This window comes from Paenibacillus sp. sgz302148 (assembly GCF_056120465.1).
The window spans coordinates 230,786-254,784 of the sequence record NZ_JBVYOJ010000006.1; the positions used below are offsets into that span (position 1 = coordinate 230,786).

Sequence of the window (23,999 nt, forward strand, 5' to 3'; positions counted from 1 at the left end):
GGCATATAGTGCGGAGACTACTTGTCTCCGAATAGTTTGTAGCTGATCTTGTTGAATAAAACGACGATATAGAGCAGGACGACGGTCACCGCGGACGCGTACCCCATTTCGTACCGGACGAACCCGAAGTCGTTGGCGTGGTCGACGATCAACCAGCCTGCGTATTGAGGCGGGGGCGAACCTCCGCTAAGCGCCGACGCCACACCCGACGCATTGAAGGTGCCGATGATCGCCATGACCGCGCCGAACAGCATTTGAGGTTTCATGGACGGAATCGTAATATAGAAAATTTCCTGCCAACGATTGCGAATGCCGTCGATATAAGCCGCCTCGTACATCGATTTGTCGATGTTCAGCAGCCCTGCCAGCATGGCCAAAAATCCTACGCCCATGCTCCCCCACAAAGCGATGAAGATCATGATCGGCACGAGCAGGTTCGGCGACTGCAGCCATTGCAGCGGCTCCTCGATGATGCCCATATTCATGAGCCAATAGTTCAAGTAGCCTTTGCGATCCCCGCTGAACAACACCTTCCATACGACCGCCATCATGATTCCGCCCGTCACGGACGGAGAATAAATGATGACCGTATAGACGGTTCTGATCTTATGGGGGACCTGCGACAGCATCCACGCCAGGAAAAACGCGAGCATGTAGCCGACAGGCCCTACGGCGACCGCATATAACAGCGTATTGGATACCGCGTACTGTAAAAACACGGTATCCCCCGTAAACAAATCGATATAATTTTGAAAGCCAACAAAACTCGGAAACTCGACCGTATTAAAGTAAGTAAACGACATCGCCATTGCGACCACGACCGGCAGCACAATCAATAGGGTAAACATCGCCGCATAAGGCAATATGAACAAATACGGGGAATCCGCCAGCCTTTTCAGTTTATAAATCAATCCGTTTTCACCCAATTCTCCATATTTTCGATCGTTGGCACGATATAAGGCTTGATCGACTTCCCGTCCTTCACGTAACCGAACTCCTTTAATTTCCGTTCCAGTTCCCTATTCGTTGTTTTTACGGCATTTTCAATGGCAACCCGCGGATTTTCTTTGCCGAACACGACCTTGTTCCAGGCATTGCTGATTTCGCGTTCCAGCACGTAATCTCCGGGCACTCTGCCGGTCGCCTGAATCCATTTCCACTGTTCCAGAATGGCGTCCTTGGAATCGGAAGGCCAGGCGCTTTTCTTGAATCCTTCGAGGTTTGCCGTCATGTACAAAAATTTGTCGCCTAAGGCGCCTTTAATATTGAACGAAAACGCGCTTTGCGTTTCGGCGCTTGCCCACCATTTGATAAAGGTCCACGCCTGCTGCTTTTTTGCGCTGCTCTTGAAGATGACGCTGGAGCTTCCGTACGTCGGGTCCCACCGCTCGATGACGCCGTCTTTATTCGCAACGCCGGGAATCGGAAGGATGCCCCACTGGCCGGCCAGCTCGGGCGCAGCATACTTTAATTGGATATAAGTATTCGCATCGCCGATTCCTACCGGTGTCATGCCGTTGCGGAAGCTCTGGAAAAATTCCGAGGTCGTGATCGGCATATTGTAGACGGTGAACAGATCGGTCATAAATTCAAACGCCTTATACGCCCCATCGGTATTGACGACGGCTTTGCTTCCCGTCTCGTCATATAACCGGCCGCCGAATTGGTAAATAAACGGCGTCGTGCTGTCGAAGCCTTTGTACGCATTGTTCGACCCGAGCGGCGTATAAAAATTCATGTCGTATCTTTGCAGCATCGGCACAAGGCCTACGACATCGTCCCACGTCTGAGGCGGCTCTTCCCCGAGAAACTTCAAAATGTCCTTGCGGTAAAACAACAATTTGACGTCCTGCGTTTCCGGAAAACCGTAGATGCCCTTGTCATAAATCGCAGAGATAAACGAACCGGGATTGTACTCTTTCGCAAGCTCATGGAACCCTTCGTACGGTTCAAGATTTTCGACGATTCCCCGGAGCGCGAGTTCAAACGGCTTTCCGTAGCCGATTCCCATGGCCGCATCCGGCGTACTGCCCGCTGCGTTCGATAGCACGATTTTGTTTTCGTCAGGCAAGACGGATAAATTGATTTTGATGCCTGTTGATGGCGTAAACTCCTCGTCGATCATCCGCTGCATGACGTCGACGTATAATCGGGATTGATTCACCCAAACCTCGACGGAATCCGGTTCCGCCCCTCCCGATCTGCTGTATCTTTTATTGAAAAAAGAGTACAGGAACGCCTTGGCGCTTTCCACGGTGCTCGAGACGAAGCCGGCTTTGGGCGCCGGTACGTTGCCGCCTTGGTGAACGTAGATTTTGTCGAGATGCATCGGGTTATAAATGAGCATCGGGAGCACCGATTTGATTTTCCCGTAGGCGGAGGAATCCCCTTCGCTGAATTTGCTCATATAATGCGGCAATTCCTCCGGATCGTCGATAAATTCGCGCACCAGCTGCTCGGCCGTTGCGAGCTCTCCGATCGCGGGTAAATCCTCGTTCCGGGTTTGCCCGACCAAGGCATCCTTCTGTTCCGCGAGCTTGCCTGCGATTCCGGACAAATAGGTCGTAATGTCCGGGATATATTTTGCGATTCTCCATTTCCGTTTTTTGTCGACGAGGCCCCCGGTCAGCCGATTAATATCTTGAGCGATGGAATCGATCGTTTGTGTCGTCGCCAGCAGCTCGTGGTAAATGTCTCGCATATTGGCATTGTCGATGGAAAGCGTGAGCGTATGGCTGCCTTTGTCCAAGTAGATTTCATAAGGTACGCCGCTTGGATCGTGAAGCGTTTCGTTCGCCCACCCGCCGGAGTAGTCGAAATTGTAGCTCGCCAGCTCCTGAAAAGGGACTTTGCCGTCGATTTCGATTCTTCGATGCGTCGGCATGCCGTTATTGGCATTCTGCGAATATTTAAACGTCAGATTGTACAATCCGCTTTCTTCGATATCGAATGAATAGGAGACGCTGTCTCCGCTTTCCCCGAAGGAATAACCGTCCAGAACGTTCAGCACCCGCTGTTTGTAATCGTACGGAGTCACCTGCGGATCTCTCATATATTTCGCGCGAATGCTTTGCTTGCTTTTCACGGAAACATGCTCGGCTTCGATCGTCTCGATCCGGTTGCCCGAATCGCCTTGCGACGATCCTTTGCTGCTCTTGCGATAATCTTCATAAGGTACAGCGGTGCTGTCGGTGTTGGTGAGCGCTATATTTCCGATCAGAACCGCCCCTTCGCGAAGCGCGATGCGGACCTGATTGTTTCCTTTCTTCAACTGAAATTTCAGCGGCTCGGCGAAAAAATAATTGGGATCGGCGAGGCCCGACTTTTTCCAGGAAGAAACAATGACCGATTTCGGAGCCAATTCGTCGCCAAAACGATCGACCTTGCGGTTCTCCTCGCTCTTCCAATCGATCGGGAGATTTAATTCGTTCATTTCGTTGTATTGCTTCGCGCCGTTGACTTCGACGGCAAGCTCCGGGTTGATCGCCGATTGCGGCAGCACGCAATATTCAAGCCAAATTTCATAAAGTCCCTCGTCTTCGACGTTCAAATCGAAAGTTAACGTATCCTTCGATTCCAGGTAAACGACATCGCTCCCATAACCGTTGCTTCGTGACTTATCGTAAACTTTGCCGCCGCCAAGCTGCGCCAAGGGGATGTCGATCCGCCGTTTCGGAACAGGCATTTTTGCCGCTTCCCACTTCTTCATGACACTGTAGTAACTGCCGTCCTCGTCGTAACTCTTCGTATAGGCCTCCATCTTCGCGATATTGCGTTCAAGCTCGGCTTTGGACAATACTTGTTCGGAAGCATGGTTCGAGTTAAGACTTGCTACAATCAAGCAGGCAGCAATCGCGATCGCGAAAATACCGGCAATGATATAGGCCCTGTTCTTTTTTGCCGTCACTTGACCACAACCTCATATCATCAAAATTTTGCCGAACAAATCAATAGTTCCTAATTATTTCTAACTAGAAACTATTGATTGCTCGTGTTATATGGTTTTATTTTTTGTTGTACTCGCGCATGTAATCATCCAGCGTTTTGTTCATAAGTGCATCCCATTCCGGAGCGATGTCGCTATATTTTTTGCCTTCGTCCCGAATTTGGTTGCGGATTTTCCATGGATCGAGCGTTCCGTAAGCTTTCGCTACGGCAGGAATATTTCTCGGGAACGGAACCGGGTTCGAGAGCATTTGCTGGAATTCGACGTTTTGGAAAGCCGGGAAGTTAAAGACGGCCAATTCGCTGCCTTCTTTAAACCCTTTGACAAGCGGATGGTTTTTGAGTACTTCGGGATCGGTCGTAACCGGCCAGCCTTGAATAAAGTCCATCAACTTGTCTTCCGCTCTAAGCGGTGCGTCCTCGGGGAGTCCGGTATACTCGTCGATTAACGCCCAACGGGATTTTAATCCTTCCACGCCGTAGGTCAGCCATTTGAGCAATTGGAAAGCTGCTTCCGCTTTCACTTGATCATTCGCGAGCGCGCTGGATAGGCTTAACGTATCGTAATAACCGTGCAAGCTGGTCGTGCCGCCTTCCGGCGCTTTTGGCATCGGGTAAATATCGATATTCATTTTCCGTTTTTTGACCAGTTCATTCACGTCCGAGCTTAACGCATACATCCAAACATTGCTGACCGCTTCCAAGCCGTCGCCCCACGGCCATCCCAGCTCTCCTACTTTCTTCTTCCGGTCCTCTTCCTTGAGGTCCCAGAAATGCAGGCCCTCTTTGCCTTCTTTGGAAACAAGGTCAAGCCATTCGCCGAATTTTTTGCTGTTCGTATAATCGAATTTGCGCGTATCGACGTTAAAGCCTTTCCAGCCGTTCGGAATGCTGTCGAAATAATGCGGACCAAACTCGATGAATTCGATCATGCCCGGGAAAATCGGATTGTTCGGCGTCAGCTTGGCAACTTCCTTGCGCAGATGCTCGTAATCTTCATAGGTCCAGTTATAGGGCGGGATCGCGATATTGTTTTCTTTTAACAAGCCCAGGTTCAATGCCGGGAATTGCGATACGGACATCCAAGGGACCCCGTAAATTTCTTTGCCGTCATACGTTTTCATAAAGCTTCTTGCATTTTCGGAAATCCATTTCGATTCCGGATCGGCTTCCAGGAAAGGCGTCAAGTCGAGCGTCAATTCCCTGTCGTAGGCTTCGGCCGATAACGGTGAATAGAAGATGTCGGGCAAATTTCCTTCCATCGCCTTTGCCGTCAAAATTTCAAGCTCATCCGTATCCGGTTGCTCAATGGCTAATTGGCGATCGCGAACGACCGTGATATTCGGATACTTCTCCGTGAATTTTTTAATATTCAGATAGATCGGATTGATTTCGTCATTTTCGCCATAAAAACGCAATGCAAAAGTTAGTTTGATCTGCTTCTCTTGCCAATCGGGCACTCCATTGCCGTCTTCATCGGTTCCGTTCGGCTCGGATGCCTGCTTCGGATCCTCTTGCTTCGAGTCCGTATCGTTTTTCGCCTCGGTCTCGTTCTTCGATTCGGCATCGTTCGATTCCTTGGAGCATGCGGAAAGCAGCAGCGAAATGACCAGCATAATTGAAATGAGTATTGCAAATTTCTTGTTCATTTGACCCTCCATCGAATATTTATCTTGTCGTACACAGGCATAGTATACTAGCAAACTGCATGTTGGCAGGATAGAAAACGGTCTTGTCTTAAGGGGGAGAAATGTTTTTTCTCCTAGTTTTTGTACAGCTGAACATCGTCGATCTGCATGGATGTCGAGCCTGGGGATTTCACATAAAAGCCGATATCCAGCTGGCCGTTGGTTACTTCGATCGTTGAGCTAATCTGCCTCCATACGCCGTCGACCGTCATATCGGTATACGTATCGGTACCGCCGAAGTTGGTCGCTTCCATTCGGACCACGTCGGGAGCGTCTCCGAAAGCCGTCGCCTTTACCCAAGCCTTGATCGTATACGTGCCTTCCGCAAGACCGGTTATCGTCTGGCGCACGCTTTGCTGATACGCGTTGCCATTCCAAAAATAAAGCTTATTGGCTCCGCTGTGATTATCGTTATAATCTACGCCGTAGGAAGCTCCCTCACCGGCTGGATGCCATTCCGTCCAACCGTTAATGTTTCCGGATTCGAATCCCGGGTTTTCCAGATCAATCGGCGCAGGCGAAGATGTTTTGCCGATGTAAACCATATCCCAATACGACAGACTCGGTATTGTGAACGATACGTAATTTCCGTTTGCATCCGAACCTGTTGTATAGCTGAGCGGGAAGCTGCTTCCGTTCTCATAGTCGGGGGAAGCCCACGTCACCGAATTGACCTCTCCCTGAACGTAGTATTTAACGGCGACATTGGTCTGTTCGGTCGGAGCCGGATAATCGGCGTTCGTATCCCGCCAATTGTTCGAGTTCTCTCCCAGCAGATTGATCAAGTGAATCACGTCGTATCCGTTACCTGTTTTCATGAACGTCCAGACCGTGTCGGGCTCCGCCGTTTCGCTAGACGCAATGCCGGCAAGTTCGATCTTGTTCCATATATTGCTGAGACCGCCACGCAATAAATTTTCATAAGCGACAAGGAAGTCATAATAATGGCGCAGCCGTTGTTTTAATGCGTCGGTCATGACCAAGTTACGATTCGGAAAATATTCTTGACTCAGCATTCGGACATCTTCGCCAAGCTCGATGTGTGAGCCACCGCTTGCAAATATCGCCGCATTCGCCAGCAGGACGCCGGGCAAGTTAAAGGTTCCGGGAGCCTGATCGGACTTTATTTTGGAATAATCGTAGTTCATGTAGCCCGCAAGGATAACCGGCTTTGTACCGTTCGTGTTGGCAGCCCCGCCGTCAATGACCCTTTTGATGTCGTAGTACGTTTGTTGTCCGTTGCCTTCCCACATTTCGGTGTACAAGCCGTCGGTTTCGGCCCCTGCCGTTTCGATTTGCCCGTAGTTTCCGACATTGTTGAACAGGATTGTTTTGTTCAGAGCCGCCTTGGCGCTGTTCAGAAAACTTGCAAACGTATCCTTCACTTGCACTGCATTCCCATCGTAATCGTACATCGTCCCCCAATTCCCAAGCTGGTCGATGTGCCATCCGTCAAAGGGATATTCCGCGAATACGTCGCTTTCCTTGGCGTTGATATAATTTTGCCAGCTTGGGTTGCCGGGGTTGAACATATACAGATTGGAAGCAGCCCATCCCCATGGCAAACCGACATTCCATTGATTGCTATGGTTGTTGTCGTAAAATAGCCCCCACTGAGGGTTTACGCCGCTGCCATCCTCTCCGTAACCGTTATAGGCGCCGTACAACAGGTTATAGTTCATGGCCGCCATATTTTTGGAATGCCCTGCCGCAATATAGTCAAGAATGGTTTGACGGTAGGTCGGCCTACTCGCGATATCGCCCCATGAGGCATCCGGGTTCCCCACTGTCCCTGCAAGCGGCACATGATGCTTCCATTGCCAGTCGTAATACTGGATCGCATTAAGGTGGTACTTGTTTAATTGGTTTATATTTTCGCTCGAGACTGCACTCGACTGGCTTGGGAAGTTCCCCAAGTATCCGTAACGCGGAAATTTGGTCCACGTCGAAGATACGTCCACTGCGGTATTCATGCTGTCCAATTCATCGCCCGACGCATTTTTGACCACCGCTTCGACCATATATCCTGTAAAGTCCGTTGCCGGCGGCGTCCATGTAAAGGTTAACGTTGCTTGGTCGCCTTTTTTGAGTTTGAAGGTTTGGGTTGAAGGCACCCCGACCGTTGTTGTCAAATGCTTGTAGGTCAACGTGATCGTTGCTTTGTTGATGTTGAATGTCGTAGGATTCTCAAGCTCGGCATAAATCGTGACGACTTGCCCCGGGCTGTACATCGCCTTATCCGTATAGATATCCTTAATGACGACGCTTCCCTTGTTGGCGGCGCTTACAAATGGAGTCGCAGGAGCGAGCGACGATAGCAGCAGCGTCACGAATACAATTAGAAGAATTGCTCCTCTTCGCATATTTCGCATAAACATCCTCCCTTCCATCATTCGGCCAGATTGACCATCATCATGTCCCAATATTTCAATTTCGGAAGCTTAATCGTAACTTGCCCGTCCTTCTGCTCCATCGGCAATGACACCGGGGAACCGTTGTAATAATCGGGAGAAGCAAACTGAATGTCCTTGACCTTCCGATCCATGCGGAACGACACGGTGACGTCCTGAAGCTCCTTCGGCTCGGCCTGATTCCCTTCATTATCGTTCCAATTCATCGTTGTCGCGTCGGTGAAATTAATGAAGTGGACGATATAGCTGTTGTTTTTCTTCTTCGCAAAAGACCAGATGCTCCCCTGCCTCGCCACGGATGAAATAGCCGGCCCGCCGGTCTCGGTCTCCATGTTTAAATACGTCTCTTCCAAGCCGTCTCGCAGCACGTTCTGGTAGGCGGTCAGGAAATCGTAATAACGAATCAGCTGCGCCTCCAATTTCGGCGAAACGAACAATTTTTTATACGGGAAGTACTCTTTGGAGAGCATATTTTCCCCTAGTTCCAGATGGGCGCCACCCGAGGCGAAGATGACCGCATTCGCCAGCAAAACTCCCGGGGCATTGAACTTGACTCCGGAATTGGAATAATCGTAATTAACGTAGGCGGCAAGTACCGTATTGAGCCGGTTTCCGCTTAAGTCTCTGTTCCGATCGATAATTTCCTTCAGACTGCGATACTCCGGATAGTCCGACCATACCTCGGTATACAGGAAGTCAAGCGGTGCCATCGACGCGAGCAATCCTTGCCCGAATTGACTGACCGCATTCATGACATAATGAACGTCCAATTGCTGCTTGGCCGCTTTAAGGAACGAAACATAGGCTTGCGGCAGCTCTACGGCCTCCCCCGCCGCATTCCATAGCGTCCCCCGTCCGCCGAGCTGGTCGACGTGCCACCCGTCAAAAGGCAGGTGCCGGAATACGCCTTTTTCTTTGTCGATCAAGTAATTTTGCCATTCGGGGTTTGCCGGATCGTACAGCATAATATCGCTCGCCCATCCGGGAAGAGGATGCTTATCCTGCTCCGCCAAATCGCGGTCCTTGAACAATCCCCACTCCTTCTTCACGCCGTCTTTGTCCGCATCCGCGTAAGCGCCGAACAGGAGATTGTAGTTCATCGCTTTTATATTTTTGCTGTGGGCCAAATCGATATAACCCTTCACCGTATCGAACGAAACCGGCCGATTCGCGATGTCCTTCCATGCCGCCGCCGGCTTGTCGCCGTCCATCTTAAGCGGATCATGATGCTTGTATTGCCAGTCGTAAAATTGAATGCCGTTAATATGATACCGGTTCAGACGTTCGATGACTTCCGTCATTTGCTCCCGGCCAAGCCTCGGGAAATCGGCCAAATACCCATAGCGCGGAAATTTGCTCCAATCCGAGGAAACGTCTACGGCGATATTCAGGTGGTCCACGACGTTTTCCTTGCTCGAAACGAATGCTTCGGCCATATAACCCGTAAAATCGCCGGACGGCGGGGTCCATTCCCAGACTGCTTTGTTCCCGTCCACCTTCACTTCCCGGTCTTCGATATTTTCGCCAAGATGCCGATACCGGACATAAACGTTCATGTCGTCTGCGGCTTCTTTGAACTGAAGCGAAAATTTCACGATCTCGCCCGGGCGATAGGCGGCTTTGTCGGTTGCAATCGATTCCGCAACGCCTTGGCTTGTCACCTCGTCTGCCCGAATCTCCTTCTTGTCTTTGCATCCGGTTGCAAAAACAGTCATCCAGCAGGCCAAAACAATGGCCATGCATTTCAATTTCGTCAGATGAATTTCCCCCTTTAATCCAATTGCCGCAATAATAAGCCTACAACGAATGTATGCCGTCCGGGGATAGGAATCGGTTGCGAGTTAAGGTAGGCATTTGTCCGCTGATTTGTAACCATGCGACATTTCTCCCCGCCATCTTCGTACATTTCTCTACCCGGGAGGGTGCGATTTCGGGTACACAAAAACCGACCCCGGAACGGGAATCGGTTGCGTTTCATGAAGACGGATCGAATCGATTCGTGGTGCCGGTCTTCTTATGGATTTGCTCCGTGACTTCAGCCGTAATTTGCTCGCCGCCTTGTTCTTTCCAGGCGATGACCCACCGGTCAAACGCTTCAAGCGGAGCGATTCCCATCATGATTTGCGTGAATACGTCGTTCTCCGCGTCCATAAGATGCTTCCATTCGGTTTCCATCGTTGGCGTAAAGGCATTATAGAGGCTGGGTACGCGATGAAGCTTCGGATCGAGCAAATTCCTTCCGCCAACCAAGAGCGAATAAGCCCTTTTGAAATTTTTATCTCGCGAGTTCCAGTAAGGAATGTCGGTATTATCGTAAGGAGGCAGCTTCGTATCGCGTATGGAAGCCAGATCGTTCGCGAGCAGCGTATATTCGTCCGTATCGGCAAAATCTTCGGTCTTCCGGGTTCCCGCCAGCACGTCAGATATCGCTTTCGACGAAAACGATATCTCGTGACGCGGAGCGAACGGATTGCGCAGCGGCTGAAATTCCGTCCCGTACTTGTACTCGTCCCTCAAGATCAAATTCGCCACTTGAATGGCAGCCTCCGGATGCTCGTAGCCTTTCCGGACGACAATATACGATTGCGTTCGCTTAAAAACTTTGGCGTTAAACTTGCCGTCCGCACCTAACGGGAGCGCGTAAGCCTGCCAGTTTGCCCTTGGGTTGTTCTTCAGCGCCTCCGGCACCGGCCAATACCCTCCGGTAGACGGAGCGAAAAATATGCCGGCTTTTCCGTTGATCACGACTTCTGCGGCAGACTCGCGAATGCCCATTTCCTGATCGATCCATCCATTCGCGTACAAATCGCGAAGCTTGGCCAGCGCAGCTTTGACTTCCGGCTGTATAGAGCCATACACCGCTTTTCCGTCGCCATCCTTTAGCCAAAAACCCGGGTAAGCGTCGTAAGCGGAAAAAATCGGATTCAAATTAAAGTTGCCGGGACCGTCTTGAAAATCGTCATAAAGCGAGGAGCCTGCCGCTATGCCGATCGTATCCGCCCGGCCGTTGCCGTCGGGATCTTGTTCGACGAACGCCTTCGCCGTCCGTTCCAATTCGTCCATCGTAGCCGGCGGCTGCAAACCGAGCCGGTCCAGCCAATCTTTGCGTATCCACATCATGCTGATGTCTTCCGCATCTACCGATGGCAGCGCAAGCAGTTTCCCGTCAACAACGGCTTCCCGAAACGCCTCTCCGCCCGCTCCTTCAATAATGCGTTTCATGACGGGCGATGCATAATCGCGATACACCTCGGTCAAATCGGCAAGCTCATCGGCCCGGATCATCTGTTTCAGCTGGAACGGCGAAACAACCATCGCGTCGGGCAGCGTATTGCTCGTAATCGCTAAATCCATTTTCTGATCCATATTCTGATTGGTCACAATCCAAGCAATCTTGATGTCGACATTCAATTCATCTTTAATCGCCCCGACCCAAGGATTGTTTGCGGGGGTTTCGCCCGTATACGTCTTGAAGCTGGGGTCAACCCCCATTCCGACTCTTAAAGCGACCGGCTGCTTGAATTTCCCGAATGAAAGCGGTTCGTTTCGCTCCTTGGCGGAATCGGAATCGAACAGGGCTGATCGTCCGCATATGGCGACCAGAAGCAACAATACGGCAATCGATATGATGATGCTTTTGTTCAACATGCCTACTCCTCGTTTTTTCGCCATCGTTATGGGTTCGCCCGTTTCAGAGACCTGTATTCGCTGGGCAGCATTCCGGTTTGGGCGCGAAACGTCCGGCTAAAATACTTTTCGTCCATATACCCGATATGTTCCGCAATCCATTGAATCGTTTTGTTCGTGCTGAGCAAATATTGCTTGGCCTTATCCATTCGAATGTTCCGGATATATTCGTTAAACGTCATGCCGATGAGATCCTTGAAGCATTGGCTGAAATAACTGCGGCTCATATTCATTCTTGCCGCTACTTCGGCTGCGGTCAGCTGTCGCTCCAACTCGGCGCGCATCAATTTTTCGGCTTGCAGGATGCAACGAATGATTTCTTCCGAATAATTGGCTTTTTCGGCGGATAGCCGTGCCATTCCGCGAAGATCCTCCTTCATCCACCGCTCGATTTGAAACCAGGAATGGATTGGCTGGATGAGCTTGATCTCTCCCAGCGTCGTTTGCGAGAAGATACTGTTCCACTCGCCCACAAAGGCATACAACAGCCCAATAAGCCTCGTTTGCGGCATGCGCAGCCATTTTAATTCCCGGACGAGCCTGGCGAACAACGCATCGCTATAAAGCCACTCCGCAGACATCCATAAATCTTTAATCGGATTCATATTTTCTTCGGCAGGCTCACGCTGCTCCCGATAATCCCGATGTATGCAAACCCAGATGAATTTGTTGTCCGGCTGATAATCATAAAATAATTCCCTTTCCGTAAAATCTCTCATCCAGCGCCGTATGTCATCTCGCGTCAATCCATTTATATCCGATATTTCGACCAGCACGCCATGCGATAAAGCGTCCACTTTGTCGGAAAGGGCTTGAACAAATGAACGGTCATGATCCGCCTCGGAAAAAAATAACCAGCTGCTTCGATCGACCTCCATGACCTCAACGTCCGCAGGCAGCTTCAAATCCGCGCCCCAATCGCCATAAGAAATGGGCTCCAAACAAATGACGGCGTATCCTTGGTTCCATGCTGCCGCGTTATGCGGATTGTGCCGAACCGGGCTATCCTTCGTTTTCTCCCGGATCCGTGCGGCGATTCTTCCGAGGACCTCTTCCATTTGGTCCTTCTCAAGCTCCACCTTGGCAATATAATCGATGGCCCCCAAGCGAAGCGCTTCTTGTATGTATGCGAAATCTTGGTGCAAGGTCAGCACGACGATATGGAGTTCCGGAAACCGCTCGCGGGCGATCCGCATCAGTTCAATGCCGGACATGACCGGCATCGCAAGATCGGTAAGCAATAGATCGACGGCATGCGCTTCCAGCAGCTCCAGCGCTTTTTCCCCGTTGTTCGCTTCGCCGACAACCTGCATGTCGAATTGCTGCCAAGGCAAAACCGAAATAATGCCTTTCCGCACCAGCTTATCGTCATCCACAACTAGCACATTGATCATCCTTCGTTCCCTCCTCTTCGATCGGCAAGGTTAAATAGATGCTTGTCCCCTGCCCGATCTTGCTTTTGATTTCCAGCTTAGCCTTGTCTCCGTATCGCGATTCCAGCGTACGTTTCACATAATTCATGCCGATGCCCATGCCAATCTTCTGCTGTTCGCCGCCTTGACCATTGAGCAATTGATGAATCGTTTCCTCCGGAATTCCGGAACCGTTGTCATAAATCGCGATCTCGATGCCCTGTTTCAACTTGACCTCCACCAAGATGTATCCTTCATCGCTTAATCCGTGATACAGCGAGTTTTCCACAAGCGGCTGAAGAATGAAACGAGGGACCTCGTTCTTCAATACAACCTCATCGACATGGATTCGAACGTCAAAATGATAATCGTAACGAATTTGCTGCAGCATCAAATATTGTCTTGTCGCTTCGATTTCCTCTTCGATCGTCGAAGGGCGGCCCAGTTTCCCCAAATTATAATACAGTAGTTTATTGAGCGACTGCACAAGGCGATCGATTTCGTGCTGCCCGTTCATGACGGCCAGCCAATGCGCGGTATCGAGCGTATTCATCAGGAAGTGGGGGTTAATTTGATAGAGCAGCTTTTCCACTTCAAGATCGACCCGCTGCTTCTCCTTTTCGCTGATTTCGTCAAACAAGTCCCAAATCTGTTTCTTCATTTGCTGAAAACGGTACAACAAATGATCGAATTCCGGAATGTTCGTCCGTTCCGGGTTCGCTTTCGTCTGCGTATTCGTGATCATTTTGATTTCGGTTTGGAACCGATTGAGAGGCTTGTACACCATCTTCCATAGAAGCCAGGCCAGCAGCAAGGTCAGGCCTACAAAAAACAAGGAGAAAAACGAGATTTGAAGGAACCAGCTGTTTTTTTCTTTGTTGAAATCCGCTTCCGCGATGACGGACACAATGCTCCAGCCTTGGCTGCTCGTCTGCTTGAACCAGTAATAACCGTGATTGTATCCGGATGTGGCTCCATTCAAAAATTCGGCAGAAGGAGCGCCGTTTCGAAAACGCGGAACTTCGCTATAAGCGATCCTGCCGTTATTATCCAATATGATATGAGCAAGGTTACTTTCAAGCTGATCGCTGTCCAGCATATTTTGAACCAATTGAAATTCGGATTCCATATAGACATACACATCGTCACGGCCCGGGAAGTTGACTTTTCTTAATGCCGATAACACAAGCTTGTTGTCCAGCCGGTTAAAGCTTTCATGAGGTCCGTAATAAGAAATTCCGTAAAATTGTGAAAAAAGTGGAAGTTTTTCTGGCGAGAAACTAAATTTTACCGGCAAATTTTCGAATCGGTACGTTTGATCCTTTTTAAAATAATACAGCATAAGTCCGATATCCGGGTTCGTAAAGGTGACCAAGTTTAACGTGCCTTTGAACTGATGCTGCAATTTCATCCGGCGAAAGGGCTCCTTGGCCTTCATAAGCTCATCGAGTTCCCTTACGACATTCCCTTCATACGCTGATTGCTGAGAAATATGGTTGAGGTTGTTGATGGAATTTTCCAAAGACAAATTGACTTGCTTGAGGTTGCTGCGGATTCCCGTTTCGATTTTATTGGACAAAATGGAGTTGATCGTATAGTACGATATAATGCCGATACAAGTAAACGGAACGAGCGAGCTAAATAAAAAGATCATAAAAATTCTTTTTTTCAAAGTCATTTCGATTACCTCATGATTATTCGACTCTTGGAATGAATCGAAAATGGATGACCTTTTTTGCGATATCTTTCCAGTTGTAACCGTTTTAATCTATTTTATATGGTCGCAAGATGAACCGCAATGGCAAAAAAGTCATGGAAAACTTCCCGTTGTGACGAACATGCGGGCGAAAGGAAGACCCGCGAATGAAGGCTTCGCGGGTCTTTCTTCCGGTTTAATCGAGCAATTGAAGCTCCTTGGCCTGGGCGATCGCTTTCGTGCGCCGGTTCACTTTCAGTTTGGTGAAAATGTTCTTGACGTGGACCTTCACCGTACCGACGGCGACGACCAGCCGTTCGGCGATTTCCTTGTTGGACAACCCGGCTGCCATGAGTGCGAGAACTTCCGTCTCTCGATCCGTAAGCGGCTCCTCCATCGGCTGAGGCGTTTTTTTCGCCTCTTTCTCTCCATCCGGCTCGCCGCCGGAATGTCCCAGAGAGCGCTGCAGCTCGCAAATATATACGCCCTGCGAAGCCATCGCGTGCAGGATTCGGAGCCGTTCCGGCGCGACGATGCCGGATGCCGCCGCGTTCTCCAAATAGAGCACTCCCGCCGCCGCACCGTGAACGATGACCGGCAAACATACGGCCGACTGCGGGCGAAATTTGGCGATATACGGATTATGGCTCAGCCAGCTGTCCTCCGTTCCGTCATATTGAACGGATTCGCTCGTTCTTGCGACATAACGTACGATGCCGGCCGGCAGCAGCTCGCTGTCACCCAGCTCCGCCGGCTCGGCCAAAATGCTCACCTCGGCTTCCGCACGTGCTCGAATGTACAGCTCGTCTGCACTTCCCGTTAGGATCGCGCCTTTGTCCGCCCCGGCGTAATGCATGATCGCGCTCATGATCTCCGCCAGCACGGCGTCCAAATCCACCTGGTTCGTCAGCGCCTGTACGGCTTTCAGAATCGCGGCAAGATCGACCCCGTTGATGCCGTCGGCCTCCTGACCGGTAACGGAAGGAAGCGATTCGGCCTCCGCCGCGGAAGGGGCTGTCTCCCGCTTCGTCTCCTCCGCGGCGGGAGCCGCCTCCGCCATGCCTCCCCAAGAAGCGATCCATGCTTCCATTTGCCGCGCTTTAATGTCGGCTCCCCACCGCTTGTAGCCGTCGCATGCGGATTCCAGATAGGAAAGGGCCGCCCTCTCTTTCCCTTGCTCGTAATAATACCGGGCCGCTAGTTCGCAAGCGATGCTCTCCACCTGGAGATTGTCCTGCTCGCGGGCTTCCCGAATGGCCTTGTCATATCCGGCCTCGACGGCAGAGTATCGGTTCGTTGCCCGAGCCAGCTCCGCCTCGATCAAATAAAGCTTGGCGCGGAATTTCTCCGCGTTCCACTGCGACCATTTGCGAAAGCGGCGAAGATTGCGTTCGATGCGCGCAAGCCGGACGCTCCGCTTATGCGGAGTCGCTGCGCAAATGGACGAAAGGGCCAGCGCTTCGTAGAACAGACATTCCGGCAAATGGGATATGGCGTGCGCCGTGAACGTTTCGGCTTGGTGCGCCCATAGCTCCGCTTCCTCGTTTTTACCCGCCAAGTAACTAAGCTGCGCTTTATAGCTGTTATATTGGAACAAGGTCGTCGCGTAGGTCTCTTTGCCGTAGATGCGCTCCAGAAACCGCTTGTCGTCGAAATCCTCGCTGTCGAACGAGCAGGCGTCGGCTGTTTTCCCCTGCAGCGCCATCACGAATTGGCGGAGCAGATGAAGATTCTGCAGTACGAATTCATCCTTCGTTTCCGCAAGCACGATCAAATATTCCCGGATCGTCCTCGACAGCTCGTGCAGCGACGCTCGCGTATACAGCGAGTTGGCATGCGCCCCCATCGCGTAGCTTGAAAAGCTGTAATCCTTGGACTCCAGGCCGAAGCGCAGCGCCTCTTTCAAATAATGATCGCCTTCGCGCGCATTCCCGACATACTGGCAGAGCACGCCCCCGAAGATCATGTACGTTTTGCTTTTGATCGAAGTGATGTTATAGCGTTCGGAAAGCTGGACCGCAACTTTGGCGATCTCGTAGCCCCGCACGTACCTCCGGAGCGCGACGCCCAGAAATACGCCGTACGCCGAATAAAAAGCGGCGGAAACCGGCGCGTTTCCGTGCCTCAACGATAGTTGAATCGCCTTGCAAATAAGAAGAATATAAACTTTTTTGTTCGCAAAAAAAGAAGACTCCAAAATCGCGAAGATCATGTGGATGGCGGCGAGCCGGTCCGGGTCCGCCATCGCCGGCAGCTGAACGAGCTTCTTGAAAGGCGGACGGAGCATGAGTTCGACACGCCCGACCTCGAATGCGATCGTCCCGTCTAGGGGCCTTGGCGAAATCGAGATTTGGAACTCCTTCAAGCTGTTCAGGCCGATCGCCGTCGCTTCAATATGTTTGCCCAGCTTGATGCATTGATCGATCCGGATTTTTTGCACCCTTGCCCGTTCGACCGGATTGCGTGCTCTCGGCAGCAGCTCGCCCGCCAATCGCTCCGCGATCTCGTGGTTGCCGCACAAGGACTCGCATACGGCTCGTTCCGCATGCAGTTCGAACAGCAGCGCAAAATGCCGGTCCCAATCTTCCTCGGCCATCAGCTCCACGCCTTTGCGATAATAGACGAGCGCAATATCGTAAGCCGTTGACGCTTTTGCCTCGTTCCCGGCAGTCAGGTTCATCTCGGCGAGCCGGCGCAATTCGTCCCGCCCGCTCATGCATGCCGAGCCGATATTGAGGTTGTTCACCGCTTCGAACAAGCTCTCGGGTTGTTCTAGGCCGGCCTCCATGAGCCGCCTGCCGATCGCCAGATGTGCCAGCCGTCTCGTTCCTTCGTCCATTCCGCTATAAACGATTTTTTGGATGCTGTCGTGCACAAACCGATGCTTGTCCGAAGCAAGCGGCGAGACGAAGCCTTCCTCGGCCACGGCGGACAAAATGGCCACGACTTCAGCCACGGCCCGACCGGATACGTTCGCGATCAGCTCGGGCGGGAACGCGCTGCCGACGCACGCCGCAATTTGCAGAAGCTCGCGTGCATCGCGGGAGAGGCGCTGCAGCTTGCGGGCCATCAGCTCGCCGACGGCGAAGTCCGATTCCTTCTCGAGCATGTGCCCGAGATTCCACTGCCATCGCCCGCTTTCGGCGTTATAGGTTAGGAGACGGTCATCGTACAGCCGCTGAAGCATTTGCTTGAAATGAAGCGGGTTGCCGCCTGACTTGTGAAACAAAAATTCCGTCAGCGGCATCGCTTCGGCGGCGTCGCAGCGGACGGTATCCGTCACGACGCGGTTCAGCTGTTCCATGGTCGGCACGCGAAGACGGATATGGCGGACAATCACCTCTTCGGTCACGCGTCCGTCTTCCGCATAGCCGGGGAGCCTGAGCGAGCCGATTTCGGCATCGCGGTAAGCGCCCGCGAACATGAGGTACTGGCTTTCCGGATCGCACAGCATCGCGTGGATCAGCTGCAGCGAGGACGTGTCCGCCCATTGCAAATCGTCAATGAACAGCACGAGCGGATGTTCTTTGGAGGCGATCGCTTGCGCCAATCGGCAAAAGGCGTGAATAAACCGTTTTTTCGACTCGTCCGGCGGCAGCTCCTCGGCAGCGGCCATCTCGCCGACGAGCAGCCCCAGCTCCGGAATCATCGAGGCCAGTACGGCCTCGTGCGGGCGCAAAGCGGCCCTCAGCTTGGCTCCCCAGGCATCGACCTTGTCCGGGCTCTCGCCGAGCAGATGCCGCATCAATCCGCGAAACGCCTGGACGATCGGATGATACGGGCTGTCCTTGGCGATTTGCTCGAACTTGCCCGTGATATAGAACGGGCTTCGCGCATGGCGCCGCTCTTTGCGGAACTTTTCCTCCAGCAGGCTCGTTTTCCCGATTCCAGCCGCACCCGAAACGTATACGACTTCCGTTGACCCGAAGCAGGTTTGTTGATATGCCTCGTCAAGGAGGTCCATGTCGTGCTCTCTGCCGTATAAGCCGTCGTTGATCACGAATGGATGCCGCAGCTCGCCCGCTTGATCCAGATCGGCGAGCAAAGCGTCGCAGCTGGGGCGGCGATTGTCGGCATCCTTCTCCAGCAGCTTTATGACGATGTCCGCCAGAGCCGAAGTGATCGTCCCTTCGCCGCGGCTTGGGAGCGGCAGCGGATCTTGCGCCAAATGGGCGTGAATCCACTCCAGCGGCTCTTCGGCTTGAAAGGGCAAATGTCCGGTCAACATCTCGTAGAATATGACGCCGATTGCGTACAGGTCACTTCGTTCATCTACGGATCGCCTGATTCGCCCGCTTTGCTCCGGCGAAATGTAAGGAAGCCGGTCTCGATGGATGAAGAGGGATACGCCATCTGCGTTGTCTTCCGGACCGGCAGTCGTCCATTGCGCGTGGCCCAGTCCGATCAGTCGTATCTCCCGTGTCTCCGGGTGTATGAGGATGTTGTCCGGCCTCAAATCGAGATGGAGGACACCGACTTCGTGAAGCTTCCCGACAATGTGGGCCAGTGCCTTGGCCAGCGGCATAAATTCACCCTGGTCCAGGGGCTTGTCCCTGTCCATGTACGCTCTCAAGGAGATGCTTCCGTCATCCTCATATACGAGGGCGGCCGACGGACCGAATGTTCTGCAAGCGATCGGCTTTGCGATCCCTTCGCCCGGAAGCCTCCGCGCAAGCTCGAGCTCGCGAATAAAATCGGCTTCATCCCGGGCCGAAGCGCCTTCCTCCTCCTTGGCGATCTGGATGAGCACAGAATTGCTTTCGCCGCCGTCCTCTAGCGCCGCGCGGCAAAGCTTCGTCCGGCTGTCTTCGCTGATGGTGCATAAGGTTTGATACGTAGGGCTGTGGCTCATATTGTGCACCTCTATGTCAATAAATCGTAAGCAGTCCAAAAACTTCTACGTTTAACAGTGTACCGGAACCCCGCGAGATTTGCATCAGTCAACTTGACGATCATTCCGCGGATATAGCAAAACAGGGGCGTCATGCGCATCGCTGATGCGCGGACGACCCCTGCTCCGGTTAGCCTGTCCCGGCGCATTAATCCAGCAATTGAAGCTCCTTCGCCTGGGCGATCGCTTTCGTGCGCCGATTGACCTTTAATTTCGTAAAAATATTTTTGACGTGCACCTTGACCGTGCCGACAGCAACGACAAGCCGTTCGGCGATTTCCTTGTTGGACAGACCCGCCGCCAGCAGCGCCAGCACCTCCATCTCGCGGTCCGTCAGCGGCTCTTCGATGGCGGCCGGCATTCTGCCGATCTCTTTCTCCATATCCGGATCGCTCTCATGCCGGCTTAGCGAACGCAACAGTTCGATAATATATACGCCTTGCGAAGCCATTGCATGGAGGATATGGACGCGATCCGCGGACAAAAAGCTCGCTGCCGCGTAATCCTCGAGATACAATACCCCAACCGCCGACCCGTGAACGGTCACCGGCATGCATAAGGCCGACTGCGGCCGATGCTTCGCCATATAAGGATTGTGGCGCAGCCAGCTGTCATCGTCCTCGGCATAACGGACCGCTTCTTGCGTTCTGGCGACATAACGGGCGATGCCGCCGGGCAGAAGCCTGTCGTCCTCGTGCGGCTCCGGCTCGGCAAGGACATGAACCTCGGCGTCCGCCCAGGCCTGCACGTACAGCTCGCCGCGGTTTTCCGTCAGCAGCACGCTTTTGCGCGCTCCCGCGTAGCTCTTCAGGGTGCTCATGATTTCTGCCAGCACGGCATCCAGATCCATATTGTTCGTGAGCGCCTGCGACGCTTTCAGGATCGCGGCAAGGTCCACCGCGTCGGCCGCGCCCGTTTCCCTACGGACTTCCGCCGAATGCGATTCGGCTGCCGCGGCGGTTTCGCTTGCCGCCTGCTGCTCTCCCCACTGCAACGCACCCGTTTCGCGAAGGCTTCCTAACGAAGCCAGCCGCTCCTCGATTTGCCGCACTTTCAGGTTTGCGCCCCATCGCGCATAGCCGTCGCATGCAGATTGCAGGTAACGGAGCGCAACCTTCTCCTTGCCCGTACCGGCATAATAAAGGCCCGCAAGCTCGCTTGCGACGCTCTCGACCTGAACGTTATCCTGCTCTCGCGCTTCCCGGATCGCCCGGTCATATCCCGCCTCGGCCGCGTCGAAGCGCCGGGTGACCCGCGCAAGCTCGGCTTCGATCAAAACCAGCTTCGCCTGGAAATTGCCCGGGCTGCCTTTTGCCCATTTCCGAAGCCGGCGCAGATTGCGTTGTAAACGTCGAAGCCGTTCTCGCGGGAGCGAAGCCCTCCCGTTCCCATTGACGGACAAAATCGCCAGTGATTCGTAATACAGACATTCCGGCAAATGGGGCAAATGCGTAGCATACGCCGTATACGCCTCCGCTTCCTCCGCCCAGCGGACCGCCTCCTCGTATTTTCCGTTCAAATAACAGAGCTGCGTCTTGTAGGCGTTGTATTGAAACAGTGTCGTCGCGGAGGTTTCTTCGCCGCCGATATGCTCGAGAAACCGTTTCTCCGCAAAATCCGGGCTGTCGAACGTGCAGGGCCCGTCCGTTTTTCCTTGCAGCGCCATCTCGAACCTGCGGTACAAGTGAAAGTTTTGCAGCACGAATTCATCCTTCGTCTCCGCCAGCACGGCCATATACGCCGCAATCGCCCGAGACATTACGCCTAGCGGTGCCCGTGCGTACAACGAATTCACATGGGCCCCCATCGCATAGCTCGCAAACACGTAATCTCCCGATTCCATGCCGTAGCGAACCGCCTTTTCCAGATAAACGTCGCCTTCGCCCGCGTTTCCTACGAATTGGCACATCACTCCGGCAAACATGACATGTGTTTTGCATTTGATGGAAGGCACGTCGTACCGCTCGGACAGCTCAAGGCCGACTTTCGCCAGCTCGTAGCCTCTCTTGTATTTTCCAAGAGCGATGCCGAGAAACATGCCATAGGCCGAATAAACGGCAGCGGACACCGGAGTGTTCCCGTATTTGAGCGATAGCTGTACGGATTTGCACACGAGCAGGAAAAAAACCTTTTTATTCGTAAAAAATGTCGAGGACACGATCGAAAATATCGTATGAATGGCGGCAATCCGGTTTTTATCCGTCATTTCCGGCAAGTCGGCAATCCGGCGAATCCGGTTGCGGAGCAATGCTTCCACCCGCAATACTTCAGATGTGATCGTTGCTTTCATCGGAGCCGGGGAAACGCGGATGCGAAATTCCTTTAGGCTGTTCAAGCCCAGCATCGTCGCTTCCGCATATTTTCCCAAGTTAATGCATTGCGTGATCCGAATCCTCTGGACCCTGGCCCGTTCGATCGCATTGCGGGCTCTGCACAGCAAATAGTCGACCAGCCGCTCCGTATCTTCATGATGCCCGCACAGGTACTCGCATTCGGCGCGTTCCGCATGCAGCTCGAAGCTTATATCGAAATGGCGGTCCCAAGCGTCCGCCGGCAGCAGCTCCACCCCTTTGCGGTAATAGAGCAGCGCAATATCGTAAGCTGCCGACGCTTTAGCCCGATGCCCGGCATGGAGGTTCATCCCGATCAACTCGTGCAGCTCCTGTTCGTCGTGGATGCCGGACGATCCGATATTGAGATGGTTCACCGCTTCGAACAGTTTCTCAGGCTGTTCGGGAACGGATTCCTTCCGACGTCTGCCGATCGCAAGATGCGTCCGTCGCCTCGTTTCGTCGTCCATCAAGCCATACATCGTCTTTTGGATGCTGTCATGCAAAAACCGGAATTTGTCCGAACCCAAAGGTATAATGAAGCCTTCATCGGCGGCGGCGGATAAATCGGCCCCTATCTCCGCGGCCGTCCTGCCCGTTACATTCGCGATCCCCCCGGGCTCGAACTCGCTTCCCAAGCAAGCGGCAACCCGGAGCGTGTCTTGCACGGCGCCGGAAAGGCGCATCAGCTTGCGCGCCACAAGATCGTTCACGGCAAAGTCCGATCCCCGTTCGAGCATATCCCCCAAGTTCCACTGCCACTTCCGGCTCCCGGCGTCATAGGCCAACAAACGATCGTCCAGCAAACGCCTTAGGATTTGCTTGAAATGAAACGGATTGCCCCCCGATTGGGGATACAGCACTTCCGCGAGCAGCACCGCTTCTTCGGCACCGCAGATTAGGGTATCCATCACGATCGGGCTCATCTGTTCGAGTGTCAGCTCCCGAAGGCGGATATGGCGCACGTTGACCTCCGCCTCGATGCTTCCGTCCTCCATGCAGCCGGGCAGCTTGCTCCGCTCGATCTCGCCGTCGCGATAAGCGCCGACGAACATGACATATTGGCTCTCCGGATCGCTCAGCAGCACGTGCAGCAGCTGCAGCGACGACCCATCCGCCCATTGCAGGTCGTCGATGAACAACACGAGCGGATGCTCCTTGGACGCCAGTGCCTGCACGAATTTGCGAAACGCGTAGACAAACCGTTTCTTCGCTTCGTCCGGCGGCAGCTCCCAGGCAGCGGGGATATCGCCGAGCAGCAGCCTTACTTCGGGAATGATGGCCGCTATGACCGCTTCGTTCGAGCGCAGAGCGGCCCGCAGCATGCGGCACCAGGCGTCCACCTTGTCCGAGCTTTCGCCGAGCAGATGTCGCATATATCCGCGAAATGCCTGAACAACCGGGTAATACGGGCTGTCCTTCGGGATTTGCTCGAACTTGCCTGCAAGGTAAATCGGGGTTCGCGAGTGGCGCTGCTCTTGGCGGAAAACTTGTTCGAGAAGGCTTGTTTTCCCGATTCCCATCGCACCTGAGACGTACACGATTTCGGCGGACCCGAAGCAGGTCGATTGGTACGCTTGGGAGAGCAGCGCTTTTTCATGCTCCCGGCCGTACAGCTGGCCCTGCTTGTCGAACGATGGATGCAGTCTATCGCTGCCTATCGCCGTTTCCGCGTTTTTGGCGATTTGTTCCGGCTCGATCGTCTCGGGGGTTGCTTCAGAGCTTGCGGGGTTGCCTTCGGGAAAGATCGCCAGGCTGCTTAACGTTTGTTGTGAAAATTTGCGATTCATATAAGGCACCTCGGTGGCGACGAATCAAAAGTTGTGTCAGTCGGCGTTACAAAAAACGACAAATATATAACTTTATTATAATGCACGAACGAACTCAAACAAGCCCCCGGGCCGCTTGATCCATGCGGTTACGGAGGCTCGTTCACGCA

At 52.9% G+C, this 23,999-nt stretch carries 10 protein-coding genes; all 10 read right to left on the reverse strand.

The genetic code is table 11. From position 1 onward, the window contains the following. Window positions 1–17: 17 nt before the first annotated feature. A complete protein-coding gene (locus tag AC0LWM_RS11340) occupies window positions 18–911 on the reverse strand; it encodes a carbohydrate ABC transporter permease (protein WP_474675043.1) in 894 nt (297 codons plus the stop codon). Further along, window positions 908–3,907: an extracellular solute-binding protein gene (locus tag AC0LWM_RS11345; RefSeq protein WP_474675044.1), complete on the reverse strand. Its 3,000-nt coding sequence runs from the start codon at window positions 3,905–3,907 to the stop codon at window positions 908–910. The genes AC0LWM_RS11340 and AC0LWM_RS11345 overlap by 4 nt, the downstream gene beginning before the upstream one ends. A gap of 97 nt (window positions 3,908–4,004) precedes the next feature. Next, on the reverse strand, window positions 4,005–5,594 hold the full coding sequence (locus tag AC0LWM_RS11350) for an ABC transporter substrate-binding protein (protein ID WP_474675045.1): 1,590 nt from the start codon (window positions 5,592–5,594) through the stop codon (window positions 4,005–4,007). A gap of 113 nt (window positions 5,595–5,707) precedes the next feature. Next, the gene (locus AC0LWM_RS11355) at window positions 5,708–8,005 is read right to left on the reverse strand and encodes a glycoside hydrolase family 66 protein (RefSeq protein WP_474675046.1); all 2,298 of its coding nucleotides are present in this window, start codon (window positions 8,003–8,005) and stop codon (window positions 5,708–5,710) included. A gap of 17 nt (window positions 8,006–8,022) precedes the next feature. Further along, on the reverse strand, window positions 8,023–9,783 hold the full coding sequence (locus AC0LWM_RS11360) for a glycoside hydrolase family 66 protein (protein ID WP_474675047.1): 1,761 nt from the start codon (window positions 9,781–9,783) through the stop codon (window positions 8,023–8,025). Window positions 9,784–10,018: 235 nt separating this feature from the next. After that, a complete protein-coding gene (locus AC0LWM_RS11365; RefSeq protein WP_474675048.1) occupies window positions 10,019–11,692 on the reverse strand; it encodes an extracellular solute-binding protein in 1,674 nt (557 codons plus the stop codon). 26 nt (window positions 11,693–11,718) lie between these two features. Further along, entirely contained in the window at window positions 11,719–13,125 is a 1,407-nt protein-coding gene (locus tag AC0LWM_RS11370) for a response regulator transcription factor (protein ID WP_474675049.1), read from the reverse strand. Next, the gene (locus AC0LWM_RS11375) at window positions 13,100–14,821 is read right to left on the reverse strand and encodes a sensor histidine kinase (protein WP_474675050.1); all 1,722 of its coding nucleotides are present in this window, start codon (window positions 14,819–14,821) and stop codon (window positions 13,100–13,102) included. The genes AC0LWM_RS11370 and AC0LWM_RS11375 overlap by 26 nt, the downstream gene beginning before the upstream one ends. Before the next feature lie 214 nt (window positions 14,822–15,035). Further along, window positions 15,036–19,691, reverse strand: coding sequence for an AAA family ATPase (locus AC0LWM_RS11380; protein WP_474675051.1), 4,656 nt, complete (start codon window positions 19,689–19,691; stop codon window positions 15,036–15,038). Window positions 19,692–19,878: 187 nt separating this feature from the next. Further along, window positions 19,879–23,850 (reverse strand): AAA family ATPase, encoded by a 3,972-nt coding sequence (locus AC0LWM_RS11385; RefSeq protein ID WP_474675052.1) that lies wholly within the window; start codon window positions 23,848–23,850, stop codon window positions 19,879–19,881. Window positions 23,851–23,999 lie beyond the last annotated feature (149 nt).

What these genes read in the sequence shown, in the direction of transcription:
- AC0LWM_RS11385 (WP_474675052.1), bottom strand. Translation starts at nt 23,850, where the DNA reads ATGAATCGCAAATTTTCACAACAAACGTTAAGCAGCCTGGCGATCTTT.
- AC0LWM_RS11355 (WP_474675046.1), bottom strand. Translation starts at nt 8,005, where the DNA reads ATGCGAAATATGCGAAGAGGAGCAATTCTTCTAATTGTATTCGTGACG.
- AC0LWM_RS11350 (WP_474675045.1), bottom strand. Translation starts at nt 5,594, where the DNA reads ATGAACAAGAAATTTGCAATACTCATTTCAATTATGCTGGTCATTTCG.
- AC0LWM_RS11370 (WP_474675049.1), bottom strand. Translation starts at nt 13,125, where the DNA reads ATGATCAATGTGCTAGTTGTGGATGACGATAAGCTGGTGCGGAAAGGC.
- AC0LWM_RS11380 (WP_474675051.1), bottom strand. Translation starts at nt 19,691, where the DNA reads ATGAGCCACAGCCCTACGTATCAAACCTTATGCACCATCAGCGAAGAC.
- AC0LWM_RS11375 (WP_474675050.1), bottom strand. Translation starts at nt 14,821, where the DNA reads ATGACTTTGAAAAAAAGAATTTTTATGATCTTTTTATTTAGCTCGCTC.
- AC0LWM_RS11365 (WP_474675048.1), bottom strand. Translation starts at nt 11,692, where the DNA reads ATGTTGAACAAAAGCATCATCATATCGATTGCCGTATTGTTGCTTCTG.
- AC0LWM_RS11360 (WP_474675047.1), bottom strand. Translation starts at nt 9,783, where the DNA reads ATGGCCATTGTTTTGGCCTGCTGGATGACTGTTTTTGCAACCGGATGC.